Source organism: Natronorubrum marinum, from assembly GCF_052040125.1.
Classification (GTDB): Archaea; Halobacteriota; Halobacteria; order Halobacteriales; family Natrialbaceae; genus Natronorubrum.
In genome coordinates this window covers 70,114-83,008 of record NZ_JBPPFV010000004.1, presented here as the reverse complement: position 1 = coordinate 83,008, position 12,895 = coordinate 70,114, and the positions used below count along the sequence as shown (strand labels likewise).

General features: G+C 62.6%; 9 protein-coding genes. 2 read left to right on the top strand and 7 right to left on the bottom strand.

What is annotated here, in order from left to right:
• Positions 1 to 335: 335 nt before the first annotated feature.
• The 7 genes from ACSFC5_RS20420 to xacF all read right to left on the bottom strand — a co-directional run bounded on the left by ACSFC5_RS20420 (position 336) and on the right by xacF (position 9,820).
• A complete protein-coding gene (locus tag ACSFC5_RS20420) occupies positions 336 to 1,454 on the bottom strand; it encodes a M24 family metallopeptidase (RefSeq protein ID WP_440767065.1) in 1,119 nt (372 codons plus the stop codon).
• 202 nt (positions 1,455 to 1,656) lie between these two features.
• Positions 1,657 to 2,082 (bottom strand): universal stress protein, encoded by a 426-nt coding sequence (locus tag ACSFC5_RS20415; RefSeq protein ID WP_440767064.1) that lies wholly within the window; start codon positions 2,080 to 2,082, stop codon positions 1,657 to 1,659.
• Between the two features lie 95 nt (positions 2,083 to 2,177).
• Positions 2,178 to 3,584: a GntP family permease gene (locus ACSFC5_RS20410; protein WP_440767063.1), complete on the bottom strand. Its 1,407-nt coding sequence runs from the start codon at positions 3,582 to 3,584 to the stop codon at positions 2,178 to 2,180.
• Positions 3,585 to 3,725: 141 nt separating this feature from the next.
• Positions 3,726 to 4,769 (bottom strand): zinc-dependent alcohol dehydrogenase, encoded by a 1,044-nt coding sequence (locus tag ACSFC5_RS20405; RefSeq protein ID WP_440767062.1) that lies wholly within the window; start codon positions 4,767 to 4,769, stop codon positions 3,726 to 3,728.
• Between the two features lie 59 nt (positions 4,770 to 4,828).
• On the bottom strand, positions 4,829 to 5,905 hold the full coding sequence (gene gfo6, locus ACSFC5_RS20400; RefSeq protein ID WP_440767061.1) for a D-xylose 1-dehydrogenase Gfo6: 1,077 nt from the start codon (positions 5,903 to 5,905) through the stop codon (positions 4,829 to 4,831).
• Positions 5,906 to 6,955: 1,050 nt separating this feature from the next.
• Positions 6,956 to 8,191: a mandelate racemase/muconate lactonizing enzyme family protein gene (locus tag ACSFC5_RS20395; protein ID WP_440767060.1), complete on the bottom strand. Its 1,236-nt coding sequence runs from the start codon at positions 8,189 to 8,191 to the stop codon at positions 6,956 to 6,958.
• 180 nt (positions 8,192 to 8,371) lie between these two features.
• Positions 8,372 to 9,820 (bottom strand): 2,5-dioxovalerate dehydrogenase, encoded by a 1,449-nt coding sequence (xacF, locus tag ACSFC5_RS20390; protein ID WP_440767059.1) that lies wholly within the window; start codon positions 9,818 to 9,820, stop codon positions 8,372 to 8,374.
• Positions 9,821 to 10,001: 181 nt separating this feature from the next.
• Between xacF and ACSFC5_RS20385 the strand changes: the two genes are divergently transcribed.
• The gene (locus ACSFC5_RS20385; protein ID WP_440767058.1) at positions 10,002 to 10,874 is read left to right on the top strand and encodes a fumarylacetoacetate hydrolase family protein; all 873 of its coding nucleotides are present in this window, start codon (positions 10,002 to 10,004) and stop codon (positions 10,872 to 10,874) included.
• Positions 10,875 to 11,548: 674 nt separating this feature from the next.
• On the top strand, positions 11,549 to 12,832 hold the full coding sequence (locus tag ACSFC5_RS20380) for an ABC transporter substrate-binding protein (RefSeq protein ID WP_440767057.1): 1,284 nt from the start codon (positions 11,549 to 11,551) through the stop codon (positions 12,830 to 12,832).
• Positions 12,833 to 12,895 lie beyond the last annotated feature (63 nt).

The following is a 12,895-nucleotide window of genomic DNA, read 5'->3' as shown; positions in this document are numbered from 1 at the left end:
ATCAGTGCGGCTCCGAAGCGACAACCGACGACCGATCGGCCGTCGAGGCTGCACCGTCGCGTCAGCAGCTCCTGCTGATCTCCCTGTTCGATGGGAATCGCTCGCAGTTGACCGCCCGCGAAATACACGTCTCTGCGACGAACGCTGTCCGCAGTTCGCTGTTGCGCCTCGCCACAGCCGATCTGAAAGGCGGGTCGTCGGAACATCGGTTGGTCGAGCTACGACGCCGTAGATGCTCGAGGTCGCGGCGAGACGCGAGGGTGGCTGACGACCGTCGACGACCCGTTTTCGGGATCGACTCGAGGGGTAATGAAGACTGTGGTTCCTCGAATCCGTCAGTCCCGTCCCTCGATCGGGTCGTGAAACGCGACGAAGTCGTCGAATCCGACGGCTTCGTACCTCGTCGTCGGCCACTCGCCGGTCGAGGTGAGTGCCTGCACCCCGTCGTCGACGAGAATCGTCTCCTCGCATTTGCCCCCTGTATCGTCGGATGACACGCGTAGGGCAGCGGCGAGGGCGGGGCATTCGGAATCGGGACCGGCGATCCACTCGCGACTCTCGTAGCCGATCGCTCCGCCCTGGTGGTGGGCTCGCCACTCGTCAGGGTAGCCGACCGCGTCGTAGGCCGTTCGGATCGCGTCGAAGACGTCCCCGGCGGTCGCGCCGGTTCGGGCCGCGTCCAGCGTCGCCGCTGCGGCCGTCGCGGCGACTCGACACGCCGCGTCGTGGCGGTCGCGGAGCCACTCCGGCGGATCGAACGCGACCGTTCGCGTCACGGCGACGTTGTGGCCGCCGCGTTCGGCGACGACCGTCAGGTGTCCGAACCGGTCCAGCGGGGCGTCGATCGGAATGAAGTGGCGCTGCCGGACCGAGCGCTCCGACCCGCCGACGAGGACGACCGGCGCGGCGAAGCCGCGGTTCGAGAGCACGCCTCGAAGCGCCGACGCGGTCTCCCGTTCGGTCGTCCCGGACGCGATTTCGCGGGCGACGGCCTCCACGGCTCGCGTCGTCTCGAGACACGCCCGCCGATACCGCTCGAGTTCGCCCGCCGGAAGCGGCGTCCGAATCGAGGAGAGGTCGACCGCTGGGAGTCCTTCGAGCGGGACATCGGCTCCGGCAGACGCGCGAGCGCGATCCGCGACGGCCACAGGAAGCGACGACTCCTGCCACTCGTACTCCTCGAGTACGATGTCGATATCGGTTGCCTCGAGTTGTGGAAGCTCTTCCTCGTCGATGCGATCGAGTTCGTTGTTCGGCGCGAGCAGCCGTTCCGACCGTCCGTCGGCGGGGATCCCCAGTGCGGCGACGCCGATCTCGCTCGCCGCGTCCACGACGACGCTGCCGCCGCCGAACCAGGCGACGTTTGCCGGGCGACAGAGCCACAGTTCCTCGAGCGACCGACGGGTGAGCAGGTCGACGACTCGCTGGCGCTTCTCGACCGCAGGATGTCCCATACTGACATCGAGCGGTCGTCGGCCGCATACGTGTTTCTCGAGGGACGAGTTCGTCGCTGGAAGACGAGTTCACGGACGGCGATTCGACCGCGGTCACTCCGCGTCCCTCCGTCCCGCACGTATCAGCCGTTCGAGGGACCGCTACGCGCACAGCAGAGAACGAGGACACCGAGACCGGGAGGCCGGTGAATCCACCTGCCCGCTACTCGTCCATGACGGCGAGCACCGGGCACTCGGCGTCGAGTAACACCGACTGGGTGACGCTGCCGAACAGCGCCTTCCCGACTGGGGTCCGGGAGCGACCGCCGACGACGACGTAGCTCGCGTCGACATCGTTCGCGTAGTCGAGAATTTCTGCCGAGGCGTTGCCGGTACGACCGATCGCTTCGTACTCGTCGGTAACGCCCTCGGCGGCCTCGGCGACGATTCGCTCGGCGAGCTCCGTCGCCTGTTCCGACGTGATCGACCCGTCGAAGTCGAGCGACTTCTTGATGAGATACTGGTGATCCGCTCCCTCGTAGACGAAGACGACGTGGAGCGGTTCGTCGAACCGCTCTGCAAGCTTCCACCCCTCCGAGAGCACTTGATCCGAGCCTTCTTCTCCGTCGATTGCTGTAACGACGACCATAGAAATGGTATCGCACTCCTCACATAAATGTATTCTCTCGCCATCGAACGAAACGAGCACTCGGACGATTTCGAACGGACGAGTGACCGCGACGACTAGGTGAGCGGGAACAGCGTCGAAAGCACCATGACGACGACGAATCCGGTCAGGGAAACGATCGTCGTCAACGCGGTCCAGATTTTGAACGTCTCCGCCTGCGTCAAGCCGCCGATCTCCTTGACGATCCAGAAGCCGCTGTCGTTGTACCACGAGAAGATCGAACCGCCCGCGCCGATGATCATGACCAGGTAGACCGGATTAACCGTCAGGTCGCCCACGAGCGGTGCCATGATCCCCGCGGTCGTGAGGAGGGCGACCGTCGCCGAGCCCTGCGCGATGCGAATCGTCGCCGCGATAACGAAGCCGGCGACCAGCAACGGAATGCCGAGCCCCTCGAGCGTGGTAGCGATGTACTCGCCGATCCCGGAGGTGGCGAGCATCGCACCGAACGCCCCGCCGGCGGCAGTGATCGCCGCGATGTGTCCGCCGCTCTGTAGCGAGTCGACGAGTTCGTCGGACCACACCTCTCGAGTCAACGACTCCATCCGGTAGAAGGTTATCGCCGCTGCGAGTGCGGCGGCGGTCAACGCGAAGTTCGGATCGCCGACGAAGGCCGTCGCCGGCTCGACCGCCTCGAGCGACCCTTGGAACGTGCCGAGTCCAAAGCTATCCTCGGCGGCCATATCGATAAGATAGTCCAGCGTCGTGTTCGATGCAATCAGGAACACCGCGAGCAGGATCGGCAGCGAGGCCTCGAACATGCCGGGCAGTTCGGACAGCGGACGATTGGCCAGCTCCTCGACTCGCTCGACGGACGAGCCCATCGTCTCCCGAAGCGGGACGTCGACGTGCCGATTGATCCACTTGCCGTAGAACACGCCGGAGACGATCACGATCGGAATCGCGACGGCGGCACCGACCAGCATCGTCAACCCGAGATCGACGCCGAGTTCTAGCGCGACCGCGAGCGGTCCGGGAGTCGGCGGCACGAATCCGTGAGCGGTGACCCCGGCGGCGCCGACGATGGTAATGAACAGCGCGTAATCCCGTCCCGTTCGAGCGCGCATCGATCGAGCCAGCGGCGCTAACAGGAAAAAGACGTTGTCGAAGAACACGGGAATCGCGAGTACGCCGCTCGATCCGCCGAGTGCGAGATACGAGTGTTCCTCGCTGGTAAACGACTGAAACCAGCGGACGATCCGCTCGGCAGCCCCGCTTTCCATCATCGTCTTTCCGATCACCGCCGCCATCAGAATCGGAATACCAACACCGACCATCGTGTCACCGAAGGCTGCAGCCGTCTCGGCTGGGACCTCCCCCATCGGTACTTCGGCCGTCGCCGCACCGACGATCAGCGTCGCGAGTATCAGTCCGATGAACGCCGGAACGCGTAACCAGACCAACAGCGCGACGACTGCGATCAATCCAATACCGAAGACGATCACCGGACTCTCTAGCGCCATGGTGACACGTATACCATCACCCCACATATAATCTTTGGCAAATAGTAATTTAGATCAATTACTCGAGCAGCCAAAAACAGCCGGGAAGCTACCAATCGTGGCGTCCCATCGAGGCTACCGAATCATCCGATCTCGGGCTATTCACTCCCGCAACGGACTCACGTCGAAGACGGGTTTGCAGGTGTCGCCCGCGAGGAACGACTCGAACGCTTCGTCGGCCTCGAGCAGCGAGTACCGATCGTCGAGGAACGTCTCGAGGTCGACGTCGCCGGATTCGATGAGACGCATCGACCGCTCGAAGTCCTCCCAGGTCGAGGCGTACGAACACTGCAGGTCGATCTCCGCGCGGACGAGCGGCGAGTATTCCATCGTCGTCTCGCCCGTCTGGCCGACCATAACGATCTGGCCGCCCTTTCGCACCTCGTCGACGGCCATCGTCAGGCCGGAGGGGTGACCGGTCGTATCGAAGACGACGTCGTAGCCGGCGCCGTCGGTCAACTCTGCGCGGGCGGCTTCGAGGTCGTCTTCCTCGACGTTCAGCGTCCCGAAGCCGAGTTCCTCGGCGAGCGGGAGTCGGTAGTTCGTGTCGCTACCGACGCCCGCGACGACGACGTCACCGCCCTGCGCGTCGGCGATCTGAGCCGTTAGGAGTCCGATCGGCCCCGGGCCGGCGACCATGACGCGCGATCCGGCACCGACGCGCGAGTTCTGGATGACCGCTCGAGCGCCGATGCTCGTCGGTTCGACGAGGGCGGCGTGTTCGGGGTCAACGCCGCTGGGAACGTGCTGGAGCGCGGTTTCGGGAACGGCGATGTATCCCGCGTACGCGCCGTCGTGGTCGACGCCGGTGATGACCGCATCCTGACAGACGTTCTCCTCGCCGAGTCGACACTGATAACAGGAACCACAGCCGCGGATCGGCCGTTCGACGACGCGGTCGCCGACATCGAACTCCGTGACACCGTCGCCGACGTCGACGACGCGGCCGGTGTACTCGTGGCCGATGGTCGTGGGAAGCGACATCCGCTCGAAGGCCGATTTGAACTTGTAGATTCCCGTGTCGCTGCCACAGAGACCCGCGTAGTCGACTTCGATCAGCGCCTCGCCGGATGCTGGCTCCGGTCGCTCGAGGTCGACGAGTTCCATCCGCCCGTACTCTCGGCTCGTTTTCGCAAGTCCGCGCATACTTCGAGTCCTCGTCCGACGGTTATAATTCTATGGGATCGACTGGTTCGGTGTCGAGGTCAGATGGTGACCGGCTCGTCGCGCTCGGCGGCCTCGTGAATCGCCCGGATCGTTCGCATGTCGGCGAGTCCGTGACGGCCGTCGGGACGGATCGACTCGCCGCTGAGCACTCGGTCGGCGAAGTAATCGAACTCCTCGCGCATCTCCTCGACGGCGCCGTAGTCGGTGTCCTCGACGGTGGCACGGAGACTCCCCGACGAGAGATGTAGTGTCGCCTCACCGTGGAACGCGGGGGCGAGTTCGATCGTCCCCTCGGTGCCGATGATCTTGAGCTGTGTGTCCTGCTGGGCGTGCTGGCTGGTCGTACAGACCAACGGCAGATCGCCCTCGAGAGTGATCGTGTACGTCGCGGTCTGGTCCGGGACGTTCTCGAACGCCTCGTGCGAGGAGTCCATCCGTGCGCTCACGGACACCGGATCGCGCTCGAGGAGGAAGCGTGCAGTGTTGATCGGGTAGATTCCGAGATCCATCACGGAGGTCCCGTAGCCGGTAACGTCGGGATCGAGCCGCCACTGATCGGGATCCGGATTCATCTCGAGAATCGGCTGGGTGTTGTTGCCGTAGACGTGCGTCGGCTCGCCGATGAATCCGTCCTCGATGAGTTCCTTCGCTCGCCGCACGGCGGGTTCGGTCTGCATCCGATAGGCGGTCATCAGCGGGATGTCGGCCGCCTCGGCGGCCTCGACGAGCCGTTCGGAACGCTCGACCGTGGCCTCGAGCGGCTTCTCACAGAGCACCGCCTTGCCGAGATCGGCGGCGGTTTCGACGTACTCGAGGTGGTAGGCGTTGGGCGTCCCGACGTAGACCGCGTCGTACGTATCGGTCGCGGCGCCGTCGTGGAAGTCGTCGTACGTGATGGCCGCATCGACGTCGTGTCGGTCCGCGAGCCGGTCCGCTTTCTCCTGGGACGAACTGACGAGTGCGGTCGTCTCGCAATGCGTCGACTGTTCGATCGCGGGAATAACGACGTCGACGGTCCACCAACCGAGGCCGACCAGTGCGAATCGAACGGTCCCGTCGGTTCCGCTCGCCCAGTCGCGCTCTGTAAACCGATCAACTACTGACTGTGTCCCCATGCGCTTCGTTTCGTCCGTGGGGGATAAAATCGTTCGTACTTCGACGCCGTGCAATCCGAAGTATCCGCTCACTGCTTTGACCTCTGATAAGAGAACAGTGTTCTACAATACAGAATAGCTGTTCTGGTTGATTTCCATATTGTTCTCTGCGTAGTCGGTATCCCACAGTATCAGTCAGTTGTAGTTTCTCTCGCTGATCGCGGCGGGATCCTGTCTCACCCCGGCAGTTTTTTTACAATCATATTGGTGTAATATGCTCCCGATCGCGGCAGTTTGGTCACCGTTTCACGGGTCTGTAGTTGTAACCCGCTTCGGCCGTTACCGATCGCCACCGAACGACGCGAGTACCGACTCTCCACGTCCCACTATTTCGGTAAACCGACACGGCAGCCGTCAAGTCGGTTGTGTTGAGGGGCGTAGCGGTCGGCCGGGACCTTGTTATTAGTTGACGTTGTACATTGTGCCTAACCTCAGTGTCGTTCTGAAAGGGTGAGTATCGTTCTATAGTAGAGAATTGAATTTCGTGCTCCTCGCGTTCCGTCTCAATTCACGTTCGATCGTTCGACGGATGAAACCGATCGGCCGTCTCGAGAGTGCGAGTGCTACTGTTGACGACCATCGGTCCTGCCGTCACTCGTCGCCAGCAGCAACCGCCGCACAGAGGTCGCCGATAGATGGGCGTGCCCGTAGTCGAGACGCCTCGTGGAGACGAGCGTCTGTGCAAATCGAGATACAACAAACTCGCCGTTCAGCACGTAACAAACCAAAAAAGCCGTTTTGCTATGGGAATCCGCAACTCGTGTGCTCAAGACGGCTCTCAACTCACGAGCACGACGCGGCTTACACCGCGTCGGACAACGGAAGACTCGCGTCGTACTCACGGCTTCGCCGTTCGTATCTCGCGGTTCTCACGGAGAACCGCGCATTCCTCGTCTTCCGAGCTCGATTTCGCATCGCTCAATCGAACAGCGCAAATCAGAGATTTGCTGGCTTGACGACGCTCACACCTCGTCAAACAACGCTGAGCAGCGCGCAGCGAGTCCGATGAGGTTACGCTTCGTCGAAGAGGGTCTCGCCCTCGACCATGTACTCCTCGACGGCGTCGAGATCGAGCGTCAGCCCGAGTCCCGGTTTCTCTGGGACTTCCATTCGACCGTTCTCGATGAGGTTATCCTCCTCGACCAGGTCCTCCCACCAGTCCAGCTGGTAGGAGTGGTACTCGACTGCCAGCGAGTTGGGGATCGCTGCGGCGACCTGTGCGGACGCCATCGTCCCGATCGGCGAGGAGACGTTGTGCATCGCCACGGGCGTGTAGTAGAGGTCCGCAAGCTGGGCGACCTTCTGGGTCTCGCGCATCCCGCCCACGCGAGGAAGGTCCGGCGCAATGATGTCGACCGCCTGTTCCTCGAGCAGCCGGCGCTGACCGTGGGTCCGGTAGACGTTCTCACCGACAGTGATCGGCGTCGTCGTCGACTGGGTGACCTCGCGCTGGACGTCGTGGTTCTCCGGCGGCACGGGGTCCTCGAGCCACCAGACGTCGTACGCCTCGAGTTCGCGGGCGAGTCGTTTCGCGGAGCCGGCGGAGAACGACCAGTGGCAGTCGAAGGCGACGTCGGCTCTGTCCCCGACGCGTTCGGTGACCTCGCGGACGATCTCGACTTTGTGGTCGATCTCCGGCCCGCGCAGGTGACGGTTCGCGCGGTCTTTCTCGTGGCCGGATGGAACGTCGAGATCGAACTTGATGGCGTCGTATCCCAACTCTTCGACGACGCGTTCACCTTCGTCCGCACAGGCGACGGGATCGGCCTCGTCTTCGGTGTGCAGGTCGCAGTAGATGCGGACATCGTCGCGGTACTTCCCGCCGACGAGCTGGTAGGCCGGAACGTCGAGGATCTTGCCCGCGACGTCGTGGAGCGCGATTTCGATGCCCGAGATGGCCGAAACGACCTTGCCCGAGATCGAGCCCTCGCCGGACATCTTCTGGATGAGGTGTTCGTACAGTCGATCGATATCCAGCGGGTTCTCGCCGACGAGGAACGGCGTCATCCGTTCGATGATCGCGTCGTCGCCGCCGCCCCAGTAGGACTCGCCCGTCCCGACCAGTCCGGCGTCGGTGTAGACGCGCACGAGGATCCACGGGTAGTTGCCGTCGACCATCGTCGTCTGCACGTCCGTGATTTCCACGTCACGCGGGCCACGATCGGCCGTCAGCTGCATCGTCTCCGACGACAGATCGCGCATCGTATACTCTGCGTTCGGATCGCGTAGCGTCCGGTAGTTCGGCATACGATCGACATATATTCGCCGGGGTATATCACGTTTGGCATGTCGGACACAGTCACGAATGCCGCCACTACGTTCTGTATGACTTCGTTCCGTTTCCCTGTCGTAACAACTTCCGCGCCCGTGAGTGAACGCGCTCGAAAAATAACTGCCGTCCGCCGTCGTTCCGGGCCGTCGGTTCCGTCAGAAGCTGTTGTAGACGGTCTTTTCGATCGTGTAGAAGTCGATGCCGGCGTCGCCCTGCTCGCGCCAGGTCTCACTCGAGGACTGCTTGAACCCGCCGAAGGGAACGTGCAGTTCGAGGCCGGTGGTCTTGTCGTTGACCTTGGCGACGCCGGCCTCGACCTCGCGGACGAAGCGCTCGGCTTCGGTGTGATCGTCCGTGACAATGCTCGCCGAGAGGCCGTAGTCGACGTCGTTCGCCGTCTCCAGCCCGTCCTCGAAGTCTTCGACTTCGATCACGGCGAGGACGGGGCCGAACACCTCCTCCTGAGCGATTCGGTAGTCGTTCTCGACGCCGCTGAAGACCGTCGGCTCGACGTAGTAGCCATCACCGAAGCGCTCGCCATCGGGCTGACCGCCGCCCGTCTCGAGGGTCGCACCCTCGTCCTCCGCGATCCCGATGTAGTCGAGGGTTCCCTCGAGTTCGCTCTCGGTGACCTGCGGACCCATGTCGTACTCGTCACCGGGGCCGATCTCGATCGACTCGGCCTGCGCGACGACCGCCTCGACGAACTCGTCGTAGACATCAGTATGAACGATCGCGCGTGAACAGGCGGTGCAAGCCTGTCCAGTCACGCCGAACGCGCCCGCGGCGACGATTTCGGCGGCCTCCTCGACATCGGCGCTGTCTGAGACGACGGTCGGATTCTTCCCGCCGAGTTCGGTCTGAACGCGCTTGCCGTCGTCGGTGGCCGAATCGTAGACCATGTGGCCGACCTGACCGGAGCCGGTAAAGGAGACGGCGTCGACGTCCTCGTGGGTGATGATCGCATCACCGACGGTGCTTCCGGGACCGGTGACGACGTTTGCCACGCCATCGGGAAGGCCGGCTTCGTCGAGCGCCTCGAAGAGTTCGACGGCGACACCGGGGGCGACCGAAGCCGGGTTGAGGACGACCGTGTTTCCGGTGGCGAGTGCAGGCGCGAGCTTCCACGCCGGGATGGCGATCGGGTAGTTCCACGGCGTGATCAACGCGGTGACGCCGACCGGTTCGTCGACGGTGTAGAGATTCGTCCGCGGACCGCTCGCGGATTTCACCGAGCCACCGAGGTCGCGGGTCTTTTCCGCGTAGTAGTAGAAGATGTCGATGGCCCGCTGAACTTCACCGCCGGCTTCGGCGTGGGTCTTCCCTTCCTCGCGGGTGAGGAGGTCGGTAAGTTCGTCCTTCCGGTCGGCGAGAATCGATGCCGCCTCGCGAAGGATCTCACCCCGTTCGGGCGCGGGCGTGGTCGCCCAGTCGTCCGCTACGGCCGCCGCGGCTTCGACGGCAGCGTTTGCGTCTTCGGCGCTCGACTGTGGATACTCGGCGACGACTTCCGCCGGTGCCGCCGGATCGGTCGTCTCGAACGTCTCGTTCGTTTCGCAGTCGGTCCACTCTCCGCTCACGTAGTTCTGGTAGCGTGCGGTCACGCCAGAAACATCGGCGAGGAAGTATAGAATACTTATGATCTGTACAGGAATCTCCGCTTCGGGAGCTATCTCCCGATATGCAGACTATACAACACGATATCGAGCCTATAACCGATTCGCTGCGATACTCTCCCCGGACACCAGAGCTAATATGGTTGGGCGAAAAGAAGGAGGTACCCACATGCGTTACTACCAGCTCTGCGAGGGGGGTTCCCCTCGTCTCGCAGTGGAAACGGCGGGATCGCTGTACGATCTCACCGCAGCAACGTCACAACTGCAGACGTTCGAGGACCTACTTCGAGCGTCCGCGATCACCAACCAATCGGTCGACGCCGTCGCCGACCGCCTGCTCGAGGAGGCGACCGTCCTCTCGGAGACGGCACTCGAGGAGAGTCCGCCGACAGCACCCGTCTCCTCAGGGGAGGTCTGGGCAGCGGGCGTCACGTATCGGATCAGCGAGGAAGCGCGCAAGGCCGAGAGTTCGATGCCGGACATGTATCTCGACGTCTACGAGAACGATCGGCCGGAAGTGTTCTTCAAGGCGACGCCCAAGCGAACCGTCGGTCCGAACGAGGGCGTCGGCATTCGCGCCGATTCGGAGTGGGACGTCCCCGAACCGGAACTCGGCGTCGTTCTCTACGAGGGCGAAATAGTGGGCTACACGGTCGGCAACGACATGAGTAGCCGCTCGATCGAAGGACAGAATCCGCTCTACCTCCCGCAGGCGAAAGTGTACGACCGCTGTTGCTCGATCGGGCCGTGCGTCCGCTCGGCTGACTCGATCGACGACCCACACGACCTCGAGATGTGGATGACGATCAGTCGGGGCAACGATGTCCTCTACGACGAGTCGACGAACACGAACAAGATGGTCCGATCCGTCGAGGAATTGGTCGACTGTTACGTCACGCACAACGCCGTCCCCGACGTCTCGGTCCTCCTGACCGGAACGTCACTGGTACCCGACGAGGAGTTCACGCTTCGCGAGGGTGACGAGATCGAAATCGGCCTCGAGGAGATCGGCACCCTCTCGAACACCGTCGTTGAAGTGTGACTCTCCAACGAGCGAGTCCGAACGGCGAGAGTCAGTAGCAATCAACTGGTCCAAACGGGTACCGTTGAGAGTGTGTTAGACCCTCTCTGCGGCGTATTTTCGGCGTTAGATGGCGTAACCATCGGTTGTTCCGTTCTGTCCAGAGCCATCTCGGTCGAGAGGCGACCCCCCAATCACTGGTCTGGTACGATCCGGTCGGAGGCGTCACTCGGGTCGACTCGCGCGTAATCGCGAGCGGGTACGCTGCTGACGTACTGGACGCATTGACCGACGACGGTGCGGACATCGTCCAGTGGAGTTGGTGGGGTGGTGACAACCAGAGGTGGGAGTTCAATCTGATCTGACCGGACGGAAGCACACTGATTGCGATCTCGTACTGTCGATTTCCGCAACTGGTAGATCGACCTTGGAGCCGGATCGGCCGGCGACCTACCGCCGGTTCGAGCACCGGTGTGTACTCTGCATATACGGGAGCGCGTTCAGTTTCCTCGCTCGATGCGATACTCTCGAGCGGTCCGATCGGTGTCGTCGAGCCGACACAGGCTGTCCGTGTTCGGGTGACTCACAAAGCGGAATATACCCAAGCCACCCGCCAGACTGCACTCAGACGTCGAACCCCGAGCTGTTGCTACACCGGTAACTTTATGAATATGTGCTCATATCTCCCGAGTAGCATGGTTGATCATGACAAGCTGGGCAACGATATAGATAGACGAACGTACCTCAGCGGTATCGCAGCGGGTGCTGCGGCCGGGTTAGCAGGCTGTGCCGGCGATGGAAACGGAAGCGGGTTCGAGGTCCTTCACGGCTGGACCGGCGGCGACGGCGCGGATGCTATCAATACGCTCACGAGCGCGTTCGAGGAGGAACACCCCGATATCGAGGGGAACTTCGAAGCTGTCGGGGGGGACGGGAACGTCGAACTCAATACGGCTATCCTCCAGCGGTTGACGAACGAGAACCCGATGAGTTCGTTCGCCAACTGGCCGGGCAACAACCTCCAGCGGTACGAAGGGGTCCTCATGGACCTCGAGGAGGACGTCTGGGAGGCCGACGGGTTGAAGGAGAACATCCAGGACCGAGCCGTCGAACTCTGTACGTTCAACGGACAGATGCCGGCGGTGCCGGTCGGCTCACACCGGATGAACAATCTGTTTTACAATACGGCTGCCTTCGACGAGGCGGGTATCGACGCGGAGGAACTCGACAGCACGTCCGACCTTCTCGACGCCCTCGAGACGATCGATCAGGAGACCGATTACGTGCCGTTCGCCCACGGGATGCGCTCGGCGTTCCTCGGCTTACAGACGTGGGTCCAAATTTTCTCGAGTCAGTCCGGCGTCGACGCCTACATGGACTTCATCGAAGGCGACGGCGACAGGGACGCCATGATCGACGCGTTAGAGACCCTCCAGGAGATTCAGGAGAACTACATCAACGACGACGCGTCGTCGATCGGCTACACGCAGGCCGCACAGAAACTGATCGCCGACGAAGCGGCGTGTATTCACGGCGGGAACTGGCAGTACGGGATGTACCGAGCCGACGACGATTTCAACTACGGCGAGGAGTGGGACTGGATCCCCTTCCCCGGAACCGAGGGCGTCTACTTCTACCACCTCGACGCGTTCGTCACGCCGGACGACAACCCGAGTCCGGACGAGACCGTCGAGTGGCAAAAATTCGTCGGGACGGCGGAGGCCCAGGTCGAGTTCAACAACCTCAAGGGATCCGTGCCGCTTCGAACCGATATCGATCCCGACGAACTGACGGACTTCCTGGCAATGACCTACGAGGACCTCCTCGACTCCGAGGAGTACCCGCCGACGCTCGCACACGGACTCGCCGTCGAGCCCCAGCAACAGAACAACTGCGAGGGGGCTATCGGCGACCACTTCATGGATCCGTACGACCCCGAAGCAGCGGCTGACGCCCTGCTCGAGGCCGTTTCCCAGTAACGACGGTCGCGTGCGAAGTGTGCAATAAGCGGCCCCCGGGACAAGTAACAAATTCTTTATCAT

Bases quoted from the DNA above. Each gene is read 5' to 3' on its own strand.
- ACSFC5_RS20410 (WP_440767063.1), bottom strand. From the start codon at position 3,584: ATGGCGCTAGAGAGTCCGGTGATCGTCTTCGGTATTGGATTGATCGCA.
- ACSFC5_RS20380 (WP_440767057.1), top strand. From the start codon at position 11,549: ATGGTTGATCATGACAAGCTGGGCAACGATATAGATAGACGAACGTAC.
- ACSFC5_RS20395 (WP_440767060.1), bottom strand. From the start codon at position 8,191: ATGCCGAACTACCGGACGCTACGCGATCCGAACGCAGAGTATACGATG.
- gfo6 (WP_440767061.1), bottom strand. From the start codon at position 5,905: ATGGGGACACAGTCAGTAGTTGATCGGTTTACAGAGCGCGACTGGGCG.
- ACSFC5_RS20415 (WP_440767064.1), bottom strand. From the start codon at position 2,082: ATGGTCGTCGTTACAGCAATCGACGGAGAAGAAGGCTCGGATCAAGTG.
- ACSFC5_RS20405 (WP_440767062.1), bottom strand. From the start codon at position 4,769: ATGCGCGGACTTGCGAAAACGAGCCGAGAGTACGGGCGGATGGAACTC.
- ACSFC5_RS20420 (WP_440767065.1), bottom strand. From the start codon at position 1,454: ATGGGACATCCTGCGGTCGAGAAGCGCCAGCGAGTCGTCGACCTGCTC.
- ACSFC5_RS20385 (WP_440767058.1), top strand. From the start codon at position 10,002: ATGCGTTACTACCAGCTCTGCGAGGGGGGTTCCCCTCGTCTCGCAGTG.